This is a genomic window from Burkholderia sp. BE12 (assembly GCF_002959955.1).
GTDB lineage: Bacteria > Pseudomonadota > Gammaproteobacteria > Burkholderiales > Burkholderiaceae > Burkholderia.
In genome coordinates this window covers 54,548-77,625 of record NZ_PREY01000006.1, presented here as the reverse complement: position 1 = coordinate 77,625, position 23,078 = coordinate 54,548, and the positions used below count along the sequence as shown (strand labels likewise).

General features: G+C 64.6%; 26 protein-coding genes and 1 riboswitch. Of the genes, 9 read left to right on the top strand and 17 right to left on the bottom strand.

What is annotated here, in order from left to right; all coding sequences use genetic code 11:
• Positions 1-67: 67 nt before the first annotated feature.
• From C4B30_RS08320 to C4B30_RS08310, 3 genes are read right to left on the bottom strand one after another with little or no spacing between them, the layout of a single operon-like run.
• Entirely contained in the window at positions 68-433 is a 366-nt protein-coding gene (locus tag C4B30_RS08320) for a hypothetical protein (protein ID WP_234015418.1), read from the bottom strand.
• Entirely contained in the window at positions 426-713 is a 288-nt protein-coding gene (locus C4B30_RS08315) for a hypothetical protein (RefSeq protein ID WP_105132331.1), read from the bottom strand. The genes C4B30_RS08320 and C4B30_RS08315 overlap by 8 nt, the downstream gene beginning before the upstream one ends.
• Positions 706-1,077 carry a hypothetical protein gene (locus tag C4B30_RS08310; protein WP_158683410.1) on the bottom strand — a complete coding sequence of 124 codons (372 nt, stop codon included), beginning with the start codon at positions 1,075-1,077 and terminating at the stop codon, positions 706-708. The genes C4B30_RS08315 and C4B30_RS08310 overlap by 8 nt, the downstream gene beginning before the upstream one ends.
• Positions 1,078-1,705: 628 nt before the next feature.
• On the opposite strand from C4B30_RS08310, the gene C4B30_RS08305 reads away from it, so the two are divergent.
• Positions 1,706-2,278 (top strand): hypothetical protein, encoded by a 573-nt coding sequence (locus C4B30_RS08305; RefSeq protein WP_105132329.1) that lies wholly within the window; start codon positions 1,706-1,708, stop codon positions 2,276-2,278.
• A gap of 29 nt (positions 2,279-2,307) precedes the next feature.
• On the opposite strand, the gene C4B30_RS08300 is transcribed toward C4B30_RS08305, so the two are convergent.
• The 9 genes from C4B30_RS08300 to C4B30_RS08265 form a co-directional block, all read right to left on the bottom strand.
• Positions 2,308-2,544 carry an excisionase gene (locus tag C4B30_RS08300; RefSeq protein ID WP_105132328.1) on the bottom strand — a complete coding sequence of 79 codons (237 nt, stop codon included), beginning with the start codon at positions 2,542-2,544 and terminating at the stop codon, positions 2,308-2,310.
• Positions 2,545-2,566: 22 nt separating this feature from the next.
• Positions 2,567-2,776, bottom strand: coding sequence for a DUF4224 domain-containing protein (locus C4B30_RS08295; protein WP_105132327.1), 210 nt, complete (start codon positions 2,774-2,776; stop codon positions 2,567-2,569).
• 3 nt (positions 2,777-2,779) lie between these two features.
• The gene (locus tag C4B30_RS08290) at positions 2,780-3,070 is read right to left on the bottom strand and encodes a hypothetical protein (RefSeq protein ID WP_105132326.1); all 291 of its coding nucleotides are present in this window, start codon (positions 3,068-3,070) and stop codon (positions 2,780-2,782) included.
• 21 nt (positions 3,071-3,091) lie between these two features.
• The gene (locus C4B30_RS08285) at positions 3,092-3,349 is read right to left on the bottom strand and encodes a hypothetical protein (RefSeq protein ID WP_105132325.1); all 258 of its coding nucleotides are present in this window, start codon (positions 3,347-3,349) and stop codon (positions 3,092-3,094) included.
• 139 nt (positions 3,350-3,488) lie between these two features.
• The gene (locus C4B30_RS35220; protein WP_158683408.1) at positions 3,489-4,130 is read right to left on the bottom strand and encodes a hypothetical protein; all 642 of its coding nucleotides are present in this window, start codon (positions 4,128-4,130) and stop codon (positions 3,489-3,491) included.
• A gap of 151 nt (positions 4,131-4,281) precedes the next feature.
• On the bottom strand, positions 4,282-4,794 hold the full coding sequence (locus C4B30_RS08280) for a hypothetical protein (protein WP_105132324.1): 513 nt from the start codon (positions 4,792-4,794) through the stop codon (positions 4,282-4,284).
• Positions 4,795-4,950: 156 nt separating this feature from the next.
• The gene (locus C4B30_RS08275; protein WP_105132323.1) at positions 4,951-5,382 is read right to left on the bottom strand and encodes a helix-turn-helix domain-containing protein; all 432 of its coding nucleotides are present in this window, start codon (positions 5,380-5,382) and stop codon (positions 4,951-4,953) included.
• Positions 5,370-5,651, bottom strand: a complete 282-nt coding sequence (locus tag C4B30_RS08270) for a type II toxin-antitoxin system HigB family toxin (RefSeq protein WP_105132322.1) — start codon at positions 5,649-5,651, stop codon at positions 5,370-5,372. The genes C4B30_RS08275 and C4B30_RS08270 overlap by 13 nt, the downstream gene beginning before the upstream one ends.
• Positions 5,652-5,708: 57 nt before the next feature.
• Positions 5,709-6,896 (bottom strand): tyrosine-type recombinase/integrase, encoded by a 1,188-nt coding sequence (locus C4B30_RS08265; RefSeq protein ID WP_105132321.1) that lies wholly within the window; start codon positions 6,894-6,896, stop codon positions 5,709-5,711.
• Positions 6,897-7,700: 804 nt separating this feature from the next.
• On the opposite strand from C4B30_RS08265, the gene C4B30_RS08260 reads away from it, so the two are divergent.
• The 7 genes from C4B30_RS08260 to C4B30_RS08230 all read left to right on the top strand — a co-directional run bounded on the left by C4B30_RS08260 (position 7,701) and on the right by C4B30_RS08230 (position 14,915).
• A complete protein-coding gene (locus tag C4B30_RS08260; RefSeq protein WP_027784028.1) occupies positions 7,701-8,726 on the top strand; it encodes a LacI family DNA-binding transcriptional regulator in 1,026 nt (341 codons plus the stop codon).
• A gap of 71 nt (positions 8,727-8,797) precedes the next feature.
• Entirely contained in the window at positions 8,798-9,826 is a 1,029-nt protein-coding gene (locus tag C4B30_RS08255) for an ABC transporter substrate-binding protein (protein ID WP_027784027.1), read from the top strand.
• Positions 9,827-9,843: 17 nt separating this feature from the next.
• Positions 9,844-10,668, top strand: a complete 825-nt coding sequence (locus C4B30_RS08250) for an ABC transporter permease (protein ID WP_027784026.1) — start codon at positions 9,844-9,846, stop codon at positions 10,666-10,668.
• Positions 10,669-10,678: 10 nt separating this feature from the next.
• Positions 10,679-11,575 (top strand): ABC transporter permease, encoded by an 897-nt coding sequence (locus C4B30_RS08245; protein ID WP_027784025.1) that lies wholly within the window; start codon positions 10,679-10,681, stop codon positions 11,573-11,575.
• Between the two features lie 13 nt (positions 11,576-11,588).
• On the top strand, positions 11,589-12,620 hold the full coding sequence (locus C4B30_RS08240; protein ID WP_027784024.1) for an ABC transporter ATP-binding protein: 1,032 nt from the start codon (positions 11,589-11,591) through the stop codon (positions 12,618-12,620).
• Between the two features lie 84 nt (positions 12,621-12,704).
• Positions 12,705-13,529 carry a phosphodiesterase gene (locus C4B30_RS08235; protein ID WP_027784023.1) on the top strand — a complete coding sequence of 275 codons (825 nt, stop codon included), beginning with the start codon at positions 12,705-12,707 and terminating at the stop codon, positions 13,527-13,529.
• Positions 13,530-13,715: 186 nt separating this feature from the next.
• Positions 13,716-14,915 carry an MFS transporter gene (locus C4B30_RS08230; protein ID WP_027784022.1) on the top strand — a complete coding sequence of 400 codons (1,200 nt, stop codon included), beginning with the start codon at positions 13,716-13,718 and terminating at the stop codon, positions 14,913-14,915.
• A 21-nt stretch (positions 14,916-14,936) separates the two neighbouring features.
• On the opposite strand, the gene C4B30_RS08225 is transcribed toward C4B30_RS08230, so the two are convergent.
• From C4B30_RS08225 to C4B30_RS08205, 5 genes are all read right to left on the bottom strand, one after another.
• Positions 14,937-16,115, bottom strand: a complete 1,179-nt coding sequence (locus tag C4B30_RS08225; RefSeq protein WP_027784021.1) for an EamA family transporter — start codon at positions 16,113-16,115, stop codon at positions 14,937-14,939.
• Positions 16,116-16,426: 311 nt separating this feature from the next.
• Positions 16,427-18,250, bottom strand: coding sequence for an RICIN domain-containing protein (locus C4B30_RS08220; protein ID WP_234015417.1), 1,824 nt, complete (start codon positions 18,248-18,250; stop codon positions 16,427-16,429).
• 350 nt (positions 18,251-18,600) lie between these two features.
• Positions 18,601-19,389 carry a molybdopterin-dependent oxidoreductase gene (locus tag C4B30_RS08215; protein WP_027784019.1) on the bottom strand — a complete coding sequence of 263 codons (789 nt, stop codon included), beginning with the start codon at positions 19,387-19,389 and terminating at the stop codon, positions 18,601-18,603.
• Positions 19,390-19,418: 29 nt separating this feature from the next.
• The gene (locus C4B30_RS08210; protein WP_027784018.1) at positions 19,419-20,051 is read right to left on the bottom strand and encodes a cytochrome b/b6 domain-containing protein; all 633 of its coding nucleotides are present in this window, start codon (positions 20,049-20,051) and stop codon (positions 19,419-19,421) included.
• Between the two features lie 76 nt (positions 20,052-20,127).
• A complete protein-coding gene (locus C4B30_RS08205; RefSeq protein ID WP_027784017.1) occupies positions 20,128-20,400 on the bottom strand; it encodes a pentapeptide MXKDX repeat protein in 273 nt (90 codons plus the stop codon).
• Between the two features lie 273 nt (positions 20,401-20,673).
• A riboswitch (TPP riboswitch) is annotated at positions 20,674-20,790 on the top strand.
• 124 nt (positions 20,791-20,914) lie between these two features.
• Between C4B30_RS08205 and thiC the strand changes: the two genes are divergently transcribed.
• Positions 20,915-22,846, top strand: coding sequence for a phosphomethylpyrimidine synthase ThiC (thiC, locus tag C4B30_RS08200; RefSeq protein WP_027784016.1), 1,932 nt, complete (start codon positions 20,915-20,917; stop codon positions 22,844-22,846).
• The last annotated feature ends 232 nt before the right edge of the window (positions 22,847-23,078 follow it).

Genomic DNA, 23,078 nt, shown 5'->3' with positions numbered 1-23,078 from the left:
GTTCCTACGGAAGTCCGCCAGATTGACGACTTGCGCCCCGCCGGCAGGCCTGGATGCGTTTCTGACATTAGCCATGACTGGACTCCTTGGACAGAACACGTGTCTCGACACGTCGACGAAGTTCATAGTCGACCTCGCCACCGAGGTACGCCAACTTTCCGATGATGCCGATCTGGCTGGCGATAGACCACAGCAACGTCGGGACGTCGTCATTGCCCCATAGCGCGCCGGACTTGAGGCCGTCGCGAGTCTGATCCTCGGAAATAAGGCATCCAATGCCGGACACGACTTCGCTCAGATTCCTGGCCTCCAGGACCGCTTGTTCGGTCGCGCACGAAAGAAAGTTCAGGTCGCTCTCGTCGAGACTTTTGACTTGCAAGCGGTCTGCGAGGAACTCGACGATCCCGGCCGCGTCTGCTTTTCGGTTAGCCATGACGCACCTCTTTGCCGTCGACCTCGATAGCCGCGACGGCAGAATCGAGCAACCCTTTGGCTATCCCCACCGCCGTGAGAACGGCGTACAACGCGCTCGAGTTATCAGTGCTGTTGGCCGCTGTCTCGCTCAGCACGTCGAGCGCAACCGTCAGGTGACACGACGATGCTTCCAAGGCATCTAACAGCGGTAGACCGGCCGTGATCGACAGCAGGCTGGTCATCACGCTGACGTTGGGAAGCGTCTCCGGCAGCGTCTTCAGCGCACGAATGTCAGTCATGGCGCGCCTCCGCGGAGTCGTTCACACGCTTGGCCAGTTGCAGGCCTTCCACCATTCGATCCGCAACTTCGGTCAGGTATTGGCCGATGAGTTCGGCCGCATTCAGCAGGCCCAAGTGAGCGGCTTGCCCGAGAGGTTCAGTGTTTGACATTCCCGGCTCGCAGCTGCTGTTGTGAACCAGCCGAGCGATTGTGCTGATCGCGTTGGAGGCGCGGTACACGTCGGCAATGAGGTTCGCCGGAACCCTGGCGAATTCGCTGCCATCGCCGGTGACCCAATGGTCACTCATCATCGCGCCGCAAAACGCCGGATCGGTGTAATCAGGCGTGGAAGGGGAGACAGCTCGGGACTGGACGTTTGACATGATGGCTCCTTCGTTTGAGGAACCTGCCCTGTCCGTCGCCAAACGGAGGGGTGGGCAGGCATACAGCGAGGTTGGCGAACCGGAACGAAGGAACCGGCAGACCCGAAGGTCTCCCCACTGCTGCCCGCCCATAAACGGAGGACGCAATGATACAACGGACGAAAAAATACCGCCTAGGGCGGCGGTCTCATCCGCCTTCGTTCCAGGTCGCCAAACCCGGCGCTTGTTGTCTCAAGCGCAGTACAACTGTAGTTCCACAGCTTGCGAACGTCAAGTCACATTTCGACCGTGTGATCCATTTCATCGCCCCATATCTACAACTCCTACAACCATTTTTCTTTAGGTGTACCTAACAACTCGTCCAAAATAGTAGCAGTGCTATTGCTCCATCGCGACACTTGAGACATCTATGTCTTTGGCGCCGACAGTTGAGCGCGCTTGACTGAACGAGCACAGAACACTAAACACCCCCGCCGCGCGACCACCCGCCACTCGACACGCGTCGCTTCAAATTGATTCTTCTGATGAAAAACTTGAGCCGGTCGTTCAAATCCATCACGGCCGTCTCGATCAAAAAATATCCTGTTGACCCTGCGTCACGAGAGCGCAGGTCCACATAGGAGCCTTGATGATGAAGTCGAAGAAGGAGCAGATTAGCCGTCGCTTGCAGATCGTAGAACTGATCAAGCTTCAGCCGGGCATCACGTCCGCGGAGATTGCCAAGAAGTTGAACCTCGAGAATTCCACGAAGGCGTCGACGGCAATTTGGCCATCGGTCAAAGCCGGTCGGGTCCTGGTCGAACGCATCGTCCGCGATGGCACGACGATGAACGCCCATTACCTGTCGGATGACGTGCCACCGGACGCCGTAGAACGTATTCGCCAAAAGATCGTCGATGCTAAGAACGTCATTCCGATCGCGAAATCGGACGATGCACGTTCCAGTGTGTTCGACACTAAGCGACCGAAACCGAAGCGCAAGCCGCGCGTCGCGAAACCGGCCCCAGCGGCAACCCATGCTACGACGCCGATCCCGAAGACCGGGCCCGCTGGATTCGCCTGCGCCGTGACGAACGACGGGAGCTTGGTATTGATGCGCGAAGGGACAATCCAGTTTTCCCTTTCAAGCATCGAGGCGACGACGTTGCAGAGCTACCTGGTGAAACGAGCGGCCGCCAGTCTCTTCGCGAGCATGGCTTGATAGTAATGCCGGCGACACTGCCGGCATGATCATTTGGTTCGCTTGGACTTGCTCCGCTCTTCGATTTCTTCGAGCCTCAGGCGTTCTGCCAACCTCAACGGCCGATTTCCTTCCTGGTAGATGGCTTTCTCTTCGACGTAGTACGCGTTGCCGACCTTGATCGGCGGCGGATAAATCTTCCCCTGCTTGATCCATCGCGACGCCGTACGCATCGCTGGCGGTGGGAAAAATTCTCGTTCGAGCCAAAGGCTCAATCGGATCTTCATTCGCGACCTCATGCGTAGATGACTACAGTGGCTTTGTCCAGTTAGGCTCCGTTCGTCTGCGGGCCGCCGGTTGCAGCACATTGTTGATCTGCTCCCACGTGATCATCGGCGTCCCGTCGATACGCCGCGGCGCTTTGATGCCGAGGGCGCGCTCGATCCAGCGGATCTGTGCGGCGCCCTGCTTCAGGCCGCCAGTGAGCTCAACCAGTTCTTCTTTCGTGAGGATTCCCATCGGCTACCCCAAGATTCGCGTCAATTCTTGAGTCACCCATTCCTCGAGCCGCGGCGCACCAGGCTGCGGTGTGCCTTGGATATGCAACAAGATTCTTGATGGGAGGTCATGCAACGTCGGCTGTCCTCTGTTGGCAATCCCTGTGGCACCTTGAAGAGTCGGAGTCACCGCGCCCATACGGAAGGCTTGGCCGCCTTGCTGACCAAGATGGTGAGCGACAGCGTCGATAACTGCTTTCTGGGACCTTGCGATACCCATCAAGAGGTCCGCCAACTGCTCATTGGTGAGTGCCATTCTCGTCTCCTATGCAGACCATCAAATGTTCATCGTGCCCTCGGGAAACATCGCATTCAGTCGGTCCTGGTCAACGACGTATCGATCGGCCTCACCGATCTTCAGCGCGGTCCGATATGCAAGCGTCGACCACAGGACGAGCGCGCCGTGCGCAAGATCGCGAAGCTTCCGCTCCCCTTCGGGATCCGCTGCGGCAGCAGAGCGCGCGAGCAGCGCGCTTATGACTTGCTCAGTCTTGGCTGTGAGTTCGTCGTAGCTCAGGCCTTCGTCGATGGGCATTACACGGTCTCAGGGGTTGTTGCGGGTTCCGCCAGCATATCGTCAGCTGGATAAAGCTGCAGCATCGCACGAGCCCCGCACCGGACATGGCTGCAAGCGATGCAGCAATTTTTCTCATTGTTACCGTCGTATAGTTTGGTCAGTCGTTCGTATGGCCCTGACGGCCGATCTCAGGATCATCAATCAGGAGCGCATCCAAGACTGGATCTAGCCAATCAAGCATGTAGTGCGCCAACGCCTTTACCGGCGCATTCGGATCCAATCGTTGCGGCTGAGACGACGTGAGCGGTACCGGATACCGCCCCCGCCAAACGACGACCTCTCCAAGGTCTCTGCAAATATTCTTGACGGTTCTGACGTCACCATCGGTTCGGATGACGGTACGAAATCGATCGCCAAAAAGCTCGGCGGCCTCGGCAAGCGCAAGCAAATTGTGTCCGTTTGACGTCGGAACTCCTAAGGCTCGCAGTTCAGCCCCGGTGGCCTCGCCTTTCCCATCCATCACAACTCGCACCTCGATTTTGGCTGGATGATGTTCGACAATCCAGGCCTTTAGAGCAGTCTCGAGAGCGAGTCCATAAAGAAGCTTCGCTGTTTCTAGAGCCTCGAGTGCAGAAGCAAAGGTCGGCTCGGTTTTGGATTCGGCCGCGGCTTCGACCTCGTCGATGACCGTTCTTTCGAACACGTTCCAAAGAGCAATTGCCGAGCGGCGAAGTGCATGCGAATGTTTGCGCCATGCGATCGGATCCCGTGCTTTCTCTAGAAACTCGGTTGCAATCATTCTGTGCCCCTGAAACGAACAGACATAAAAACCCGCATGCGGCGGCCGTTGGGATCGACACACTGTCGCTCACCACCGCCGCTGTGTTCAACTTGTGTACTGCGAAGGTGAAGCCGGATGCTTTGGCGCTCGTTGCATGCAACTGATGTTATTACTTGGGGAAAGTAGACATCAGCCGTCGGACCTCATGCCGAACCTTCTTTGCGGCTCCATCGATCGCCGTAACGTAGGCCGCGATCTCTCCGTCGGATGTGACAAAGTATGCACCGGGGTTCCTGACATTAGTATTGGGCAAGTGACCGTCTACTCGCACGTTTGCGGTCTTGGCCTCGATCAATGCTTCTGCAACATCGGCCGACGCGACTTCGTCGATAGATAGCTCATCAATTGCCGACATTACGATCCGCAGTCGGTCAACTAGATGCATGTCCGGACGCTTCAGTCCGTTGATAGCTGGAAGCCGCAAAATCACCGCTTGCAATGATTCCGCACGCTCATGCGTCATGGCTAAAATCTTCCCGATCGCATCGAACCGCTCCGCTCGGTCGGCTTGGCGCATCTGCACGGCCAGGCGCCCTTGGGCTCCTCCGATCCAGAAGGCAGCAATGATCGCTGCAATCGATCCGACCGCTTGCACGAGGGCGGCCACGTCTACGACATTCACTTTCGTCTCCTCTTTCCGGCGTCGGATCGTAGCACGCTCATGAACATGCCCGATCAGAAATGAAAAGCCCCACTCGGGGCGGGGCTTGATGTGCTACGCCCGAGTTCAGGCGGCTGTCGCAACATAGCTGCGGCAGACTTAGGACGACCGAATTAATCAGATCGGCAGGAATACCACTGGGTTCACATTGAACCGACGGCCCAATGCTGCGATCTGTCGCACGTTTAACTCCCGCTTCCCACTGAGGATTTCCGAAACAACTCCCTGACTCCCAATCTCCGGAAGATCAGCCTGTCGGACATCATTCTCCAGCATCAGGTATTTGAGGACATCAGCGGGAGAGGCATCTGGCAGTTGGTGATGTCCTTCATCATATTCACTGATAAAGTCGCCCAGCGTGGCGGCGAGTGGCGCGAGTCTATGCCCTTCGTCAGCTGCGCCTGCGTCAAGCAGCGCATTCAACGCTCGCACAGCGAAGTCGTACTCAATATCCGAGTTGATCGGATGAAGCGGCACCTTTTGAGAGATAGCCTCGAAGTGCGCGGCCAGCTCCTCGATGTCATTCCGCGTAAGATTCAAGGCTTCCATTTGCTGTACTCCTTGTGCGTGAATACATGACGCACATATAACGTCTGCACATTAAAGTGCACCGCGGCAATGATCCGGAACTTATTGCCGCCGATATCAAACACGTAGAACGCCCCAACCTTGTCTGTCGCATTGAAAGCTTTTTTCAGGTCCGCAAAGCTGCCGAATGTTCCTGCCTCGATCGTCTTCCTCCATATCTGGAGCGGCACGCCAGCGTCCGGATGCTTGGCGGCGAAGTCGATCAAGGCTTTGTTGGAGATGACTCGCATGAAACGACAATATCTCAGCCTGAGATTTCAACAAAGCGTTGTTACACATTAGATGATTTAGCTTCCATCCGAGCCCTTCCTTTGCTCGATGAAGTCCCCCCACCACTGCATCATCTTCCGGCGCTCGGGCAGGTACTCAGCATGGTTGTACGCCGCCCGGACGCCGTCGCGCTCGCTGTGTGCGAGCTGACGCTCGATCCAGTCACGGTTGAAATTGTGCTCGTTCAGGATAGTCGATGCGAGGCCGCGGAAGCCGTGCCCTGTCATCCGTGAGTGGTAGCCCATCCGGTACAGCGCGAAAATTATCGTGTTCTCGCTCATCGGCTTCTTGGAGCTCGAACGATTCTGGAACAGATACTGGCCGTTGCCGTTCAGCTCCCGTAGCTTCGCGATCACGTCGAGCGCCTGCTTCGACAACGGCACGATGTGTGGCGTGCGCATCTTCATCTTCTCGCCCGGGATGCGCCATTCCTTCTTCTTCTCGTCGATCTCGGTCCATTCAGCAAACCGAAGTTCGCTCGTACGGACGAACGTCAGCGCCATGAACTGCAGCGCCAAGCGAGTCTGGTAGTCACCCTCGTACGCACCGATCTTTCGCATGAGTTCAGGCAGTTCAGCCTCGCTGACGCGCTTCATGTGCACGACAGTACGGGTCTTCAGAGCGCCGCGGAGATCCGGCGCAGGGTCACGCTCGGCCCGGCCCGTGGCAATCGCGTACCGAAAGATTTGACTGGTTGCCTGGATTGCCTTGTGCGCGAGCTCGATCGCATCGCGCGCCTCGATCTTTCGAATCACTGCAAGCAACTCCGGCGCCGTGATCTCGGCGATCGGTCGCGCGCCGAGCACCGGGAACAGTTCGCGTTCCAGCAGCTTCATGATCCGTACGGCGTGCCCCTCGCTCCACGATCCCTTCCGCTGCTCATGCCACTCGCGAGCGATAGGCTCGAAGGAGTTCTCGCGATCGACACTCCGCTGCAGCTTTACACGTTTCTTTTCGTGTGACGGATCGAGGCCACCGCGCAACTGATCCTTGATGTCGTCGCGGGCCTTACGTGCAGCCAGCAGCGTCACGGCCGGATAGACCCCGAGGGCCATCCGTTTCTCCTTACCGTCGATGCGATACTTCAATCGCCAGTACTTCGACCCGTTCGGCATGATCTCCAGGTACATGCCTTGGCCGTCGGCCAGTTTGTAGGACTTTTCACGAGGCTTGGCCGCACGGACGGCGACATCGGTAAGGGGCATTTGAGCATGGGGGCATTTCGGTGCCCCTGATCAGGAAAACTGCCCCCAACGATGCCCCCGGATTCCGTGGGTGTCAATGGGAAACGATGGGCTACCCTGGTAACAAAAAGCCCCGTAAGTCCTTGACTCTCAGGGGTTTTTGGCCAACCATAGGATTGCTTGGGAGTATATGTGGTGCCGGGGACCGGGCTCGAACCGGCAAGCCAGTTAAGGCGGCGGATTTTCGTCACACTGCTTCTTTCAAAGCCGGCGTCGCGTGCGCGAACCGTTCGTGCGCTGGACTATGCCTTCACCGTCGCGCGCGGGCGTGACCGCTGCCCGTGTGCCTTAGGCGCCCCCCGTCTAGTCTCTACACCTTCCTCGCGGGTGCCGCGAGGCTTGGCTCGGCGTTGCCTCGATGTGCACACATCAGGGGTTTCGCCGAATTTGAAGGGTTCTGCACCGACCGTTTCCGGCCGGGCACTCAATCGTTTAAGTCCGCTATGTTTACCAATTTCATCACCCCGGCAAGAGGGCGGACGCGATTCTACCATTGCTTGGCGCATGCGTTCCCCTATTCCGCCGGGCCGAGCGACCGTCATCGCACCGCTTCCTGCCGCGCATTCGACACCGATACGACACGGCCGACGATTTCGTCCCGCGCCGCCCCCTCCCCCGATACAATCGACCGCGCGCCGTCCGACAGCCTCAACCGTCTGACGTTTGTGTCGTGCTTTTCGCGAAACAAGCGTCGCGTGCGTCATCGCGAAGTCACAAACGTTTTCGATAATTCCCCGGCCGAAAACGTTTACATCGCATGACTTCATGACATCGACCATCAAGGACGTCGCCGCCCTCGCGGGCTTCTCGATCGCCACCGTTTCGCGTGCGATCAACGCGCCGCATACCGTCAGCCCCGCCACGCTGCAGACGATCCGCACCGCAATCGATACGCTGCAGTTCCGCCCGAGCCCGCTCGGCCGGCAACTGCGCGGCGAGCGCACGCGGCTCGTCGGCGTCGTCGTGCCGACGCTGTCGAACCCGGTGTTCGCCGACTGCCTGCAAGGCATCGACGCGCTCGCGACCGCGGCCGGTTTCAAGCTGATCCTGATGACGACCGAATACGACGCGGCGCGCGAGCGTCATGCGATCGAAACGCTGCGCGAGCAGCGCGTCGAAGGGCTGATCCTCACCGTCGCCGATGCGGATACGCATCCGCTGCTCGACATGCTCGACCGCGACGGTCCTCATTACGTGCTGATGCACAACGACACGCAGCGCCGTCCATCGGTGTCGGTCGACAACCGCCGCGCCGCCTATGACGGCGTGCAGCTGCTGACCGCGCACGGTCATCGCCGCGTGCTGATGCTGGCCGGTTCGCTCGCGGCGTCGGATCGCGCGCGCCAGCGTCATCTCGGTTATGCACAGGCACTCGAGGAAATCGGCGTGGCGCCGCTGCCGCCCGTCGAAGTCGACTTCAACGCGCCCGAGCTGCCCGATGCGGTGCTCGCGCACCTCACCGCGCACGCCACGCGTCCGACCGCCCTCTTCTGCAGCAACGACCTGCTCGCGATGGTCGTGATGCGCGGCCTGCGCCGCGCGGGTTTCTCGATTCCCGACGACCTGTCGGTGCTCGGCTTCGACGGGATCGCGATCGGCGAGCTGCTCGCGCCGCCGCTCGCGAGCGTCGCGACACCGAACCGCGATATCGGCCGCCACGCATGGCAGCGTCTCGTCGAATCCATCGGCGGCGCGACGATCGACCGTACCTCGATGATCCTGCCGCATGCGGTGCGCGACGGCGCGACGGTTGCGGCGCCGGCCGTCGAGCTGCACTTGCGCAACGCGTGATCGCAGGCCGCCGCCACGCACACCGATACCACACCACCCCAGCGCTACACCCACTCGCCCGGAGACTCACCGTGTCCTTTCGCCTGACCTCGCTGCTGCGCGCGCTTGCCGCGCCGCTCGCCTGCGCCGCGCTCGTCGCCGCCACCCCCGCGGCCCACGCCGACGAAACGGCGATCTGCTACAACTGCCCGCCCGAATGGGCCGACTGGGCCGCGCAGATCGCGGCGATCAAGCAGAAGACCGGCATCCGCGTGCCGTTCGACAACAAGAACTCGGGCCAGTCGATCGCGCAGTTGATCGCCGAGCAGAAGAGCCCGGTCGCCGACGTCGTCTACCTCGGCGTGTCGTCGGCGTTCCAGGCGAAGGACAAGGGCGTGATCGCGCCGTACAAGCCCGCGCACTGGAACGACATCCCCGCGAACCTGAAGGACCCGCAAGGCTACTGGTTCGCGATTCACTCGGGCACGCTCGGCTTCTTCGTGAACAAGGACGCACTCGACGGCAAGCCGGTGCCGCGTTCGTGGGCCGATCTGCTGAAGCCCGAATACAAGGGCATGGTCGGCTATCTCGATCCGTCGAGCGCGTTCGTCGGCTACGCGGGCGCGGTCGCCGTCAACCAGGCGCTCGGCGGCAGCCTCGACAACTTCAAGCCGGCGCTCGACTGGTTCCATAAGCTGAAGGCGAACGCACCGATCGTACCGAAGCAGACCGCGTATGCACGCGTGCTGTCCGGCGAGATTCCGATCCTGCTCGACTACGACTTCGATGCGTATCGCGCGAAATACAAGGACAACGCGAACGTCGAGTTCGTGATTCCGAAGGAAGGCACGATCGCGGTGCCGTACGTGATGAGCCTCGTGAAGGGCGCGCCGCACGACGCGAACGGCAAGAAGGTGCTCGACTTCGTGCTGTCGGACGAAGGCCAGAAGCTGTGGGCCAACGCATACCTGCGCCCGGTGCGCGCGCAGGCGCTCGGCGCCGACGTCGCCGCGAAGTTCCTGCCGGCGAGCGAATACGCGCGGGCGAAGTCGGTCGACTTCGGCAAGATGGCAGCCGGCCAGCAGGCCTTCGGCCAGCAATACCTGCAGGTCATGCAGTAAGCCGCGGGACGCAATCGATGCTCGACCTGACTTTTCCGCTGCGCTGGCGCGTCGCGCTCGTCGCGCCGGCGCTGGCGGTATTCGCCGCGTTCTGGCTGCTGCCGATGGCGGCGCTCGTGCAGGTGTCCGCCGACGGCGCCTTCTTCCCGCACTACGCGGCGCTGCTCGGCAACGCGCGTTACATGAAAAGCCTCGGCGAGACGGTTGCGCTGTCCGCGGGCGTCACGCTCGCGACGCTCGCACTGTCGACGATCTCCGGCCTGCTGCTCGCGCGCCGCGAATTCGCCGGCAAGCGCGTGCTGCTCGCGCTGCTCACGTTTCCGCTCGCGTTCCCGGGCGTCGTCGTCGGCTTCATGGTGATCATGCTCGCGGGGCGCCAGGGGCTGATCGGCATGCTGTCGACGAAGCTCACCGGCGACAAGTGGGTCTTCGCCTATTCGGTGACGGGCCTGTTCGTCGGCTACCTGTACTTCTCGATTCCGCGCGTGATCGTCACCGTGATCGCGGCCGCGTCGAAGCTCGACGCGTCGCTCGAGGAAGCCGCGCGTTCGCTCGGCGCGTCGCCGTGGCGCATCTTCGTCGACATCGTGCTGCCCGCGCTCGCGCCGGGCCTGATCGCGGCCGGCGCGATCTGCTTCGCGACCGCGATGGGCGCGTTCGGCACCGCGTTCACGCTCGCCACCGATCTGAACGTGCTGCCGATGACGATCTATACCGAATTCACGCTGAACGCGAACATCGCGACGGCGGCCGGCCTGTCGATCGTGCTCGGCATCGTCACCTGGGCCGTGCTCGCGCTCGCGCGCCGCTTCACCGGCCACACCGCCGCTGCCGCGGCCTGAGGATTCCAGCATGCAATCGCTTTCCGGCTCTTCCGCGCCGTCGCCGACCCCGGCTCCCTTGCAAACGGCCCGCGCCGCGCGGCATGCGCCGCGCGCAGCCGGTGCGCGTGCGATCGCCGCGCTGCAATGGGGCGTCACGCTGCTGCTGTGCGCGTTCCTGATCGTGCCCGTCGTGATGTCGGTGCTCGCGGGGCTGACCGTCAACTATTTCCGCGGCCTGTCGAGCGGCCTCACGCTGCGCTGGCTCGAACAGGTGTGGCAGCAGTATCACGGCTCGGTCGCGCTGTCGCTCTACGTCGCGTTCGCGACGCTCGCGATCGTGCTCGCCGTCGGCGTGCCGGCCGGCTATGCGCTCGCGCGCAGCAAGAGCCGCATCGCGCGTGCGATCGAGGAAGCGCTCGTGCTGCCGGTCGCGCTGCCGGGGCTGGCTTCGGCGCTCGCTCTGCTGGTCGTGTACGGCGGCTTCACCGCGTTCCGGATGAGCCTGTGGTTCATCGTCGTCGGCCACGTCGTGTTCACGCTGCCGTTCATGGTGCGCGCGGTGGCGGCCGTCGCGGCCGGCGCCGACCTGCGCACGCTCGAGGAAGGCGCGGCGAGCCTCGGTGCGTCGTTCGTCACGCGTTTCGTCACAATCGTGCTACCGAACCTGCGGCCCGGGATCGTTGCCGGCGCGCTCGCGGTGCTCACGCTGTCGATCGGCGAATTCAATCTCACGTGGATGCTGCACACGCCCGACACCAAGACGCTGCCGGTCGGGCTCGCCGATACGTATGCGTCGCTGCGCCTCGAAGTCGGCAGCGCATACACGATCCTGTTCCTGCTGATGACGCTGCCGCTGCTCGTCGCGATGCAGTGGCTCGGCGTCGATCCGTCCGGTACGCGCGCGCTGAAGAAGCGCCCGCGCTGACTCTCTTGCAGACATGAAACTCGATTCCACCCCCATCACCCTGACCGGCTGCGCGAAGACGTTCCGCGGCACACGTGTGCTCGAACCGCTCGATCTGTCGATCGGCGCCGGCGAAACGCTCGTGCTGCTCGGACCGTCGGGCTGCGGCAAGACGACCACGCTGCGCCTGATCGCGGGCCTCGACACGCCGGACGCCGGCGGCAGGATCGCGTTCGGCAACGACGACGTCACCCCGCTTCCGATCGAGCGCCGGCAAGTCGGCATGGTGTTCCAGAACTACGCACTGTTTCCGAACCTGACGGTGCGCGGCAACGTCGGCTACGGGCTGAAGATCCGCAAGACCGAACCGCGCGCGTTGCGCGAACGCGTCGACGAGCTGCTCGCGATGATGCGGCTCGATGCGCATGCGGACAAACCGGTCGATCAACTGTCGGGCGGCCAGCGTCAGCGCGTCGCGCTGGCGCGCGCGCTCGCGGTGCGGCCGCGCGTGCTGCTGCTCGACGAACCGCTGACCGCGCTCGACGCGAAGCTGCGCGACGTGCTGCGCCGCGACATGAACACGCTGCTGCGCACGCTCGGCGTGACGACCGTCTACGTGACGCACGACCAGGCGGAAGCGATGGAGCTCGGCGACCGGATCGTCGTGATGGGCGCGGGCCGCATCGAGCAGATCGGCACGCCGCGCGAGATCTACTACCACCCCGCGAACCGGACGGTCGCGCAATTCATCGGCACGCTGAACCGGCTGGCCGGCCAGTGGCGCGACGGCGCGCTTGCGACGACGGGCGGAGCGATCGTCACGCCGCATGCGGCCGACGAATGGTTCTTCCGCCCCGAGGACGCGCAGCTCGCCGATCCCGCGCATGCGCCGCTGCGCGGCGCGGTCGGCGCGTGCGCATTCCTCGGCGAGCGCACGCGGCTCACGATCGAGCATGCGGCACCCGACGCGCTCGTGATCGACGTGCCGGGCCGCATCGCGCTCGCACGCGGTACGGCGGTCGGCCTCACGATCGCGCCGGAAGGCCTGATCGCGCTCGGCGCGTAAGGCGTCGATCGGGCATCATTCACGCAGCACCCCACGGCGGCGCACGCCGCCGGGACAACAACCAGACGATTCCGAGGAACGACGATGCTGCTTGCTCAAATCAGCGATCTCCACATCAAGCGCCCGGGCCAGCTCGCGTACCGGCGCGTCGACACGGCGGCCGCACTCGCCCGCTGCGTCGCGAAGCTGAACGCACTCGTGCCGCGCCCCGACGCCGTGCTCGTCACCGGCGACCTGACCGACTTCGGCCACGACGAAGAGTACGGCAACCTGCGCGGGCTGCTCGCGGCGCTCGAGATTCCGTACTACCTGATGATCGGCAATCACGACGACCGCGCCGGATTGCGCCGCGCGTTCGCCGATCGCGCCGAGCTGCAGGACGGCGAATTCGTGCAGTACGCGCTCGACGTCGGCGCGGTGCGCGTGCTCGCGCTCGATTCGCAAGTGCCGGGCGCGAGCCACGGCGACCTGTGCGACGCGCGGCTCGCGTGGCTCGCCGCGCAGCTCGACGCCGCGCGCGACCGCCCGGTGATCGTCGCGCTGCATCACCCGCCGTTCGCGTCGGGCATCGGCCACATGGACAGGCTGCGTCTCGCGCCCGCCGCCGCCGCGAACCTCGATGCGCTGCTGCGCGGTCATCCGAACGTCGAGCGCGTGCTGTGCGGCCACGTGCACCGCACGATGTTCACGCGCTTCGGCGGCACGCTCGCGTGCGCGGTGCCGTCGCCCGCGCACCAGGTCGCATTCGACCTGCGGGACGATGCGCCATCCGCATTCCGGCTCGAACCGCCGGCGTTCGCGGTCCATCGTCATGCGCCCGATACGGGGATGACGTCGCATCACGTCTATGTGGACGAAGGGGCGGGGCCGTATCCGTTCTATGAGCCGACCGGCGAGCTGGTCGGCTGACGGCGTGAAGCGCGTGCCGTGACGGGCCGCGGCCGGCCCCTTGTGCCGGGTTGCCGGGTTGCCGGGTTGCCGCCGGCAGGATTCACGTCGCTCCGGTATGATCGGCAGCCTCGACCGGCGCCCGGCCCGCCGGCGCACCCGACGCGTGCGCCGCCTGCCGCGCCGCCCCACTCCGTGCCTGCCGTCATGTCCACCACCTCCACCGACCGTCCGACCGATGCCGCCTCGCCCCACTACTCGCGCAGCCTGCTGTTGCTGCTCGCGACGATCGCGGGCGTGTCGGTCGCGAACATCTACTACAACCAGCCGCTGCTCGACAGCTTCCGCTCGGCCTTTCCGGACGGCGCATCGTGGATCGGCGCGGTACCGACCGCGACGCAGCTCGGCTATGCGGCCGGCATGTTCCTGCTCGCGCCGCTCGGCGACCGCTTCGATCGCCGCGGGCTGATCCTGCTGCAGATCGCGGGGCTGTCGATCGCGCTGATCGTGGCGGCCGCCGCGCCGTCGCTGGCCGTGCTCGCGGCCGCGAGCCTCGCGATCGGCATCCTCGCGACCATCGCGCAGCAGGCCGTGCCGTTCGCCGCCGAAATCGCGCCGCCGGCCGAACGCGGCCACGCGGTCGGCACCGTGATGAGCGGCCTGCTGCTCGGCATCCTGCTCGCGCGTACCGCCGCCGGCTTCGTCGCCGAGTATTTCGGCTGGCGCGCGGTGTTCGCCGCATCGGTCGCGGCGCTCGTCGCGCTCGCCGTCGTGATCGTGCTGCGGCTGCCGCGCAGCTCGCCGACGTCGACGCTGTCGTACGGGAAGCTGCTCGGATCGATGTGGCACCTGGCCGTCGAACTGCGCGGGCTGCGCGAGGCGTCGCTGACGGGCGCCGCGTTGTTCGCGGCGTTCAGCGCGTTCTGGCCGGTGCTCACGCTGCTGCTCGCGGGCGCGCCGTTCCATCTCGGCCCGCAGGCAGCCGGCCTGTTCGGGATCGTCGGGGCCGCAGGCGCGCTCGCCGCGCCGTATGCGGGCCGCTTCGCGGACCAACGCGGCCCGCGCGCGATCATCTCGCTCGCGATCGCGCTGCTTGCGCTGTCGTTCGTGATCTTCGCGCTGTCGGGTTCGAGCCTCGTCGGGCTCGTGATCGGCGTGATCGTGCTCGACGTGGGCGTACAGGCCGCGCAGATCTCGAACCAGTCGCGCATCTATGCGCTGAAGCCCGACGCGCGCAGCCGCGTCAACACGGTGTACATGGTGTGCTATTTCATCGGCGGCGCGCTCGGCTCGTCGGCCGGCGTCGCCGCATGGCGCGCGTTCGGCTGGACCGGCATGTGCGCGGCCGGCCTGCTGTTTACCGCGCTCGCCGGCTGGTTCCACCATCGCGGCGGCCGGCGCGGCTGAGCGCGACCGGCCACCGCGGCGTCACGCGTCGGTGCGCGAGGCGGCCGGCTCGGCGGCGGGCGGCGGCGCGAACGCCGGAGCCGGGTCGATCACCGCGCCGGGATCCATCACCGCCGCGGGCGTCGGCACCGCGAGCGGGACAGCGGAAGGCGCGAGGATCGGCGCCGCATCCGGCGTGGCGATCTGCTCCGCGACGGCGGAAGCGTCCGCCGCGACCGCCTGCCCGGCCGCGACGGCCGAAGCACTGCTGGCCGTGGCTGCCGCCGCGGGCCGGCGCGCCGGATCGAACACGAACGACAACCCGACGCTGCCGAGGATCGCGACCGTCGCGACCACGGTCGCCATCGTCACCGGTTCGCCCAGCAGCAACGCGCCGAGCGCGACCGCGACGATCGGATTCACGTACATGCAACTGCTCGCGATGATCGGGCTCGTGTGGCGGATCAGGTAGCCGTACGCAACGTACGCGGCCATCGTGCAGAACACCATCAGGTACACGAACGCGAACACGGGCCCGACGGCCAGTTGTTCGACGCGTTCGCCGAGCAGCCACGCGACGATCGTCGACATCAGGCCGCCGAGGCCGATCTGCAGCGACGTCGACAGAAACAGGTCGGACGGCAGCTTGAGCCGCGTCGCGAGATGCGCGCCGCCCGCCCAGAACAGTGCGCCGGCCAGCACGCAGATGGTGCCGAGCGCCGAGTTCGCCGCGGCCGCGCCGCCCGAATTCAGCACGACGATGCCGACCATCCCGAGCGCGACGGCCGCCCATTCGCCCTTCGTCACCGGCCGCCCGGCGACCGCCGCGATCACGGTCGCGAACAACGGCACCGTGGCCACCATCACCGCGGCCGAACCGCTGCTGACCGTGCGCATGCCGAGCGCGATCGTGCCGGACGACAACGCGACGAGCATCGTGCCGACGATCGCCGAGTTGCGGATTTCCAGCAGCGTCGGCCATTCGGGCTTGCGCCGCAGCGCGAAGATGAACAGGCCGACCCCGCCGAGCAGGTTGCGCAGCCCCGACAGCAGCAGCGGCGGGAACGACTGCAGCGCGAAATGCAGCCCGCTGTAGGTCGAGCCCCAGACGAAATAGATGAAGACGAGCGCGAGCGCCACGCGCCCGCCGCGGCTTTGCGGCAGGCGGATCCGGAACGAAAGGCGGGCGAGGAAATCGAGGAGTCGGTCGAGCGGCGTCATCGCGCGACCCGCCCGCACGTCACGCCGCGTGCTCCGCTGAAAAACGCCGGCGATGCCGGCAAACGGCCCTGACGGGACCGGGAAGGCAGAGCGAACGTGCGGAACGACATGGCAGTGCGAACGGCGACGAAAGAGAACCGGCGAGCGGCGGCAAAGGGGCAAAAAAAACGTGCGCAACCGCTTCGGCTGCACACGCTCGGCATTATGGCATCAAGGATTCGAAAGCATCGCCGGACATGTCTGAAAGCATATCGACTGATGTTTCGGCGCGACACTCGATGTGTCACCTTCAACGAGCGGCCCGGGTCGCTTCAGGGGGCCGGATCGATGCGGACCACCGCGCCGCTTTCGTCGGCCGACAGCACGGTGATGCGTCTCTCGGACAACGTATCGACGAGCGACTTGCCCGGCATCAGCGGCGCGTCCTTCATGCCGTCCTTGCTGCCCGGTGTCGCGTCGACGAGCGTGTTCTGAATGGCGCCGCCCGGATAGCGGACGATCCGCACTGTCACGCCGTTGACGAACGGCGACGTGTCGGGCCAGTCCTCGAACGTGCCCTTCGCGCCCGCCGGCCGGCGGAATTCGAGCAGCAGGACGGAACCGTCCGAGCGCGGCAGACGATAGCCCTGCTTACCCGGCAGCGCGCTCCACAGCGGCGCGAGGCGATACGTACCCGGCTTGGAGAGCAGCGGCACATCCCCTTCGTCGAGCCATCCTGCAAACAGCTGATAATCGACGGGATACATGCGCCGCCCGCCGCCGCCCACCGTGTCGGTCGGGTCGTCGGTGCCCCCCTTCGCGCAGCCGTCGCCGAGCATCACCGCACCGCCCTCCGTCGGACAGTTCTGCAGCGAATCAGGATGCCCGGCGCCGAGCCCGTGGCCGAATTCGTGCGTCCACATCCAGTATGCGTGCCCGGAGCCGTTCGACAGTATCCATTGCCCGGGCCGGGCCGCGAGCCCCGCGAATTTGCATTCGCTCGAGCGCGGATAATCGACGAACAAATAATCGTACTCGGCGGAATCGACACCTCGCGCCAGCGCGGCGGCCCTCGCCTGAGCGAGGATGGCGCCCGACTGGCAACCGGCCGGGAACGCACCGAGATCGACGTTGGCCAGCATCGTGCCGCTCAACGTCAGCTTGCCGTGCGACGCCAGTTTGACGTAGTGCGCGAGCGATGCGAAATCGTCGCCGTCACCGAAGACCGCCTTGCGCGCCGGTTCGGCGGGATTCGCTTGCTGGCCGGTGAAATGCGCGGACAGCAGCAGTACCCGGTGCTCCCCCGTCACGATGCGTATCGGCGACGGCAGTTCGCCGTCATAGGTCCAGCGCGCGACGGGCTGCTCGACGGCCGGCAACATCGCGACGGTGCCGTTCATCGCTTGCAGCGTTGCGCCGCCGCTGATATCCACCCAGTGCTTGTTCTGCATCGTGAAAGCGCCACTCTGGTCGACGTTGGCCCGCCATAGCCGCGTCGTCGGATAATCGTTACCGCCGCACGGCGACAGGTTGACGGGCCCCTGGCTCCACGGAGCCGCGCGCAGGCAGACGTCCCGGCCTTGCGCGTCGGCCAGCACGTTTTTCACCTGGAAATAGCTGCTCGTGGCGCGCACCATGCGCCAGCGCTGCTCGTCCGTGCCCTTGCAGGACTGGAAACCGACGTATGTACCGTTGCTGGTCGACATCGCCAGGCAACGATTGTCGCCCATGGCCAGATTCCTGATCGCAAAGCCCGTGTCGAGTGCGATGGGCGGCTCAGGTGCCGGCGCGGGCGGTTCAGGCGACGGCGCCGGCCCGGTCCCCTCGGGCGGAGCGGGCGACGGCGGCGGCGGTTCGATCGTCCCGGGCGGAGCGGGCGACGGCGGGGGTTCGATCGCACCGGGCGGAGGAGGCAACGGCACGCCGATCTCGGGCGCAATGGGCGGCTGCGGATACGACGGATCGAGCGGCGCGCCCGGTTCATCCGATATCGCCGCACCGTCGGCCACGACATCCGCCGGCGGCTTGACTTCCTGCTCCTGCAAAGCGACAACGGGGCTTTCGGAATCACCCCCTCCGCAAGCCGACAACGTCAGCCCTGCAAGCACGCAGAGCGCGCCCCACGACGCACCACGCCGTAACACGACAAGATTCATATCGATGCTTCATCACGAATTAAATTGAGAAGGAGATCCGCGAACGAAGCATCCAGCCGGGCCAGCGCCCGGCCTTCAATTCGTAGAACATAGGAACAGGATGGTTCTCGCTGCATCCCCGAAGCGGATCCGTCGATGCATGCCGCGACAAGCAGCGCGGCACCGGCACCTCGCGCCAACGCGCGACTACCGTTGGACAGATGTTACGGTTCGACACGATCCACTAACAATGAGACGAGTACGAAATCCATGAAGCCTGCAACGCCTGCGACTGCACCAATGCCTGCGGCAACGCACCCGCGCCGCATCATGTCGTGCCCGTCGCGCATATCACGGCGAGCCGCCGGGCGTCACGAGCCGCCGAACCAGTTGTAGCCCTGATCGACCCAGTAGCCGCCCGGGAACGTATCGGTCACGAAGATTTCCATGATGTGCTTCGGGTTCTTGTAGCCGAGCTTGGTCGGCATCCGCAGCTTCATCGGGAAACCGTATTCCGGCGGCAGCCGGCGGCCGTCGTAGTCGAACGCGAGCAGCGTCTGCGGATGCAGCGCGGTCGGCATGTCGATGCTTTCGTAGTAATCGTCCGCACATTTGAAGCCGACGTATTTCGCACCGGTATCGGCACCCGCGCGTGCGAGAAACGCGCCGAACGGCGTGCCGCCCCAGCGGCCGATCGCACTCCACCCTTCCACGCAGATATGCCGCGTAATCTGTTCCGCGTGCGGCAGCGCCCGAAGCTCGTCGAGCGTCCACACGCGCTTGCCCGTCACGCGGCCCGACAGCACGAGCCGATACGTCGATTCGTCGACGTGCGGCACGTCGTCGATCCCGTAGTACGCATTGAACGGAAACGGCCGCGTGATGTCGGCTTCGGTGTAGGTCGGCGCGAGCCGTTCACCGCTAAACAGCCAGGCCTGCACGCGATCGTTCATGCGCGACACTTTCTCGAGGAACGTGTTGACCGACGCATCGTCCTGCAGCGTGCAGCCGGTCAGCATCGTCAGGCCGCCCAGCGTCAGGATGCGCCGGTTGAAGAGCCGCCGCGACGGCATCTCGAGTTCCCGGCGCACGTCGAGTTCGAGCGATTTCCGGTCGAGCGCCCAGCGCGGCTCGCTGCGGTTTTTTTCGGATTCCGACATGATGATTTCCTTCGCCCGCGACGCGCGGGTCAGTGGCCGCGCAGCATTGCGAGCAGCGAGCGCGGCACCAGCAACGCCATCGCGACGTGGACGGCCACGAATGCGACCAGCAGCGACATCGCCCAGAAGTGCACGATGCGCGCGTTGTCGTAACCGCCGAACAACTCGCGCAGCAGCGGAAATTGCACGGACTTCCAGATCGTGAGGCCCGACAGCACCAATACGACGAGATCGGCGATCGCGGTCAGGTACGCGGCACGCTGCACCGCGTTGTAGACGCTCAGGTCGGCGTGCGACAGCCGCCCGCCCAGTGCGGCGCGCACGTCGCGCCATACGGACGCCGGCGTAACCGGCAGCATCTTGCGCGCGAAGCGCCCCGTCGCGACCGACATCGCGAGATAGAACAGCCCGTTGCCGACCAATAGCCACATCGCCGCGAAATGCCATTGCAGCGCGCCGCCGAGCCAGCCGCCAAGCGTGATGCCGTGCGCGAACGTGAACGACGGATAGATCGGCGACGCGTCGTAGATGCGCCAGCCGGACAGCGCCATGAGGACCGCCGCGAGCGCGTTAAGCCAGTGGCTTGCGCGCACCCACCGCGGATGGATCGTCGGCGCGGGCGGCGGCACGCTCGCTCGATCCGTGACAGGAACCGTTTGCATGATGAACACTCCCGGGATGATGCGGCGGGACGCGAGGCGCGCCGGTAACCGGCCGGTCGCGCCCCGCACTCATTCGTCAGTTCGACGGGCTCATGGCGTCCTTCTTCATCGCGTCGTCCTTCTTCATCGCGTCGTGGCCCATCGCGTCCTTCTTCATCGCATGCTTCTTCATGCCGTCCTTCTTCATCGCGCCGTCCTTCGCCATCGCGTCGTGACCCATCGCGTCCTTCGACATCGACATGCCGTCCTTCGACATCCCGTCCTTCGACATTGCGTCGTTCTGCGCGTAGGCGCCCGTTGCGATCGTGGCAAGTGCGGCGACACAGGCGGCGAGGAATACGTTTTTCATGACATTTCTCCGATACATACATGGGTTTGGGAGCCGAATAGACGGAGGACGCCGCCGGAAATGACAGCGATATCGAAAATTTTTTTGAAGCGGAAACAAGGGAGGGAAATGCTGCACTGCTCGCCCCTGCTGTTCGGGACGACATCGCGGGTCGACGACAGCGCTTGCTGCGGCGCACCGCGCGCGCGTGGGCGGCGGCGATCCGCCCGCCGCACGGGGGCATCGGCTTCACCCCCGGTTGAAACCGCCGCCAAGCCGGTGTATCGTGTGCCCTTGCTAACGCGGGGGTCCTGCAATGCGTTCGGTCAAACAACCGGCATTGCGGGTGAGAAATACCCTTTGAACCTGATCTGGATAATGCCAGCGCAGGGAAGCGTACGGATTTCGCCGCCATCCTTCTGACGAAATCCGCCGCCTCACCAAGCCTCGTCTCCTGCTTAGCTCGAGCCCCACATTCGTCAAGGGCTCCGGGCAAGCGCCGACGCGCCTGTCCGGCGCTCACACAGGAGATTGCATGAACGCCAATCCGAAGTTTCTGTCTGCCGACGCCCACGTCGACGCCGCTGCCGTCGCGCCGCTGCCCAATTCGCGAAAGGTTTATGTAACCGGCTCGCAGCCCGACATTCGCGTGCCGATGCGCGAAATCACGCAGGCCGACACGCCGACCGGCTTCGGCGGCGAGAAGAATCCGCCGATCTATGTGTACGACACGTCGGGCCCCTACACCGATCCGGACGCGAAGATCGACATCCGCGCGGGCCTGCCCGCGCTGCGCCAGCGCTGGATCGAGGCGCGCGGCGACACCGAGGTGCTCCCCGGCCTGTCGAGCCAGTACGGCCTCGAGCGCGCGGCCGATCCGGCCACGGCCGAGCTGCGTTTCCCGGGCCTGCACCGCAACCCGCGCCGCGCGCAGCCCGGCAAGAACGTCACGCAGATGCACTACGCGCGTCAGGGCATCATCACGCCGGAAATGGAATACATCGCGATCCGCGAGAACCAGCGCCGCGCCGAGTACATCGAGAGCCTGAAGTCGAGCGGCCCGAACGGCGCGAAGCTCGCCGCGATGATGGGCCGCCAGCATCCGGGCCAGGCGTTCGGCGCCGCGGCCTTCGGCGCGAACGCGCTGGCCGAGATCACGCCGGAATTCGTGCGCGACGAAATCGCGCGCGGCCGCGCGATCATCCCCGCGAACATCAACCACCCGGAATCCGAGCCGATGATCATCGGCCGCAACTTCCTCGTGAAGATCAACGCGAACATCGGCAATTCGGCCGTCACGTCGTCGATCGGCGAGGAAGTCGACAAGATGACGTGGGCGATCCGCTGGGGCGGCGACACGGTGATGGACCTGTCGACCGGCAAGCACATTCATGAAACGCGCGAGTGGATCATCCGCAACAGCCCCGTGCCGATCGGCACGGTGCCGATCTACCAGGCGCTCGAAAAGGTCAACGGCAAGGCCGAGGACCTGACCTGGGAAATCTTCCGCGACACGCTGATCGAACAGGCCGAGCAAGGCGTCGACTACTTCACGATCCACGCGGGCGTGCGCCTGCAGTACGTGCCGCTCACCGCGAACCGGATGACGGGCATCGTGTCGCGCGGCGGCTCGATCATGGCGAAGTGGTGCCTCGCGCATCACAAGGAAAGCTTCCTGTACGAACACTTCGAAGACATCTGCGAGATCATGAAGGCGTACGACGTGAGCTTCTCGCTCGGCGACGGCCTGCGCCCCGGCTCGATCTACGACGCGAACGACGAAGCGCAGCTCGGCGAACTGAAGACGCTCGGCGAACTCACGCAGATCGCGTGGAAGCACGACGTGCAGGTGATGATCGAAGGCCCCGGCCACGTGCCGATGCAGTTGATCAAGGAGAACATGGATCTGCAGCTCGACTGGTGCAAGGAAGCGCCGTTCTACACGCTCGGGCCGCTGACCACCGACATCGCGCCGGGTTACGACCACATCACGTCGGGCATCGGCGCCGCCATGATCGGCTGGTTCGGCACCGCGATGCTGTGCTACGTGACGCCGAAGGAACACCTCGGCCTGCCGAACAAGGACGACGTGAAGGAAGGCATCATCACGTACAAGCTCGCCGCGCACGCCGCCGACCTCGCCAAGGGTCACCCCGGCGCGCAGGTGCGCGACAACGCGCTGTCGAAAGCGCGTTTCGAGTTCCGCTGGGAAGACCAGTTCAACATCGGTCTCGACCCGGACAAGGCACGTGAATTCCACGACGAGACGCTGCCGAAGGATTCGGCCAAGGTCGCGCACTTCTGCTCGATGTGCGGCCCGCATTTCTGCTCGATGAAGATCACGCAGGACGTGCGCGAATTCGCGGCCCAGCAGGGCGTGTCGGAAACCGAGGCGCTGAAGAAAGGGATGGAGGTCAAGGCGGTCGAGTTCGTGAAGACCGGCGCCGAGATCTACCACCGTCAGTAAGCGCGCGCCGCGAGCCTCACCGGCTCGCATCGCGATGCACGCAGCCCGCTTTCGAGCGGGCTTTTTTGCGCATGTCGCGTGCCCGCGGGCCCATGCGAAACAATTGATTACGAAACCGCGCGAGCCTTAACAAGTCCTTACAGCAGCCTCGCAGGACGGCGCGTAAATTGGGGATATGCGCGGCCGGCAGCCGGTCGCGCGCCTTCCGTTCACTACCACAAGGACAACGATC

Coding starts and splice junctions, on each gene's coding strand:
- C4B30_RS08320 (WP_234015418.1), bottom strand. CDS start 433: ATGGCTAACCGAAAAGCAGACGCGGCCGGGATCGTCGAGTTCCTCGCA.
- C4B30_RS08315 (WP_105132331.1), bottom strand. CDS start 713: ATGACTGACATTCGTGCGCTGAAGACGCTGCCGGAGACGCTTCCCAAC.
- C4B30_RS08310 (WP_158683410.1), bottom strand. CDS start 1,077: ATGTCAAACGTCCAGTCCCGAGCTGTCTCCCCTTCCACGCCTGATTAC.
- C4B30_RS08305 (WP_105132329.1), top strand. CDS start 1,706: ATGATGAAGTCGAAGAAGGAGCAGATTAGCCGTCGCTTGCAGATCGTA.
- C4B30_RS08300 (WP_105132328.1), bottom strand. CDS start 2,544: ATGAAGATCCGATTGAGCCTTTGGCTCGAACGAGAATTTTTCCCACCG.
- C4B30_RS08295 (WP_105132327.1), bottom strand. CDS start 2,776: ATGGGAATCCTCACGAAAGAAGAACTGGTTGAGCTCACTGGCGGCCTG.
- C4B30_RS08290 (WP_105132326.1), bottom strand. CDS start 3,070: ATGGCACTCACCAATGAGCAGTTGGCGGACCTCTTGATGGGTATCGCA.
- C4B30_RS08285 (WP_105132325.1), bottom strand. CDS start 3,349: ATGCCCATCGACGAAGGCCTGAGCTACGACGAACTCACAGCCAAGACT.
- C4B30_RS35220 (WP_158683408.1), bottom strand. CDS start 4,130: ATGATTGCAACCGAGTTTCTAGAGAAAGCACGGGATCCGATCGCATGG.
- C4B30_RS08275 (WP_105132323.1), bottom strand. CDS start 5,382: ATGGAAGCCTTGAATCTTACGCGGAATGACATCGAGGAGCTGGCCGCG.
- C4B30_RS08270 (WP_105132322.1), bottom strand. CDS start 5,651: ATGCGAGTCATCTCCAACAAAGCCTTGATCGACTTCGCCGCCAAGCAT.
- C4B30_RS08265 (WP_105132321.1), bottom strand. CDS start 6,896: ATGCCCCTTACCGATGTCGCCGTCCGTGCGGCCAAGCCTCGTGAAAAG.
- C4B30_RS08260 (WP_027784028.1), top strand. CDS start 7,701: ATGACATCGACCATCAAGGACGTCGCCGCCCTCGCGGGCTTCTCGATC.
- C4B30_RS08250 (WP_027784026.1), top strand. CDS start 9,844: ATGCTCGACCTGACTTTTCCGCTGCGCTGGCGCGTCGCGCTCGTCGCG.
- C4B30_RS08245 (WP_027784025.1), top strand. CDS start 10,679: ATGCAATCGCTTTCCGGCTCTTCCGCGCCGTCGCCGACCCCGGCTCCC.
- C4B30_RS08240 (WP_027784024.1), top strand. CDS start 11,589: ATGAAACTCGATTCCACCCCCATCACCCTGACCGGCTGCGCGAAGACG.
- C4B30_RS08235 (WP_027784023.1), top strand. CDS start 12,705: ATGCTGCTTGCTCAAATCAGCGATCTCCACATCAAGCGCCCGGGCCAG.
- C4B30_RS08230 (WP_027784022.1), top strand. CDS start 13,716: ATGTCCACCACCTCCACCGACCGTCCGACCGATGCCGCCTCGCCCCAC.
- C4B30_RS08225 (WP_027784021.1), bottom strand. CDS start 16,115: ATGACGCCGCTCGACCGACTCCTCGATTTCCTCGCCCGCCTTTCGTTC.
- C4B30_RS08220 (WP_234015417.1), bottom strand. CDS start 18,250: ATGAATCTTGTCGTGTTACGGCGTGGTGCGTCGTGGGGCGCGCTCTGC.
- C4B30_RS08215 (WP_027784019.1), bottom strand. CDS start 19,389: ATGTCGGAATCCGAAAAAAACCGCAGCGAGCCGCGCTGGGCGCTCGAC.
- C4B30_RS08210 (WP_027784018.1), bottom strand. CDS start 20,051: ATGCAAACGGTTCCTGTCACGGATCGAGCGAGCGTGCCGCCGCCCGCG.
- C4B30_RS08205 (WP_027784017.1), bottom strand. CDS start 20,400: ATGAAAAACGTATTCCTCGCCGCCTGTGTCGCCGCACTTGCCACGATC.
- thiC (WP_027784016.1), top strand. CDS start 20,915: ATGAACGCCAATCCGAAGTTTCTGTCTGCCGACGCCCACGTCGACGCC.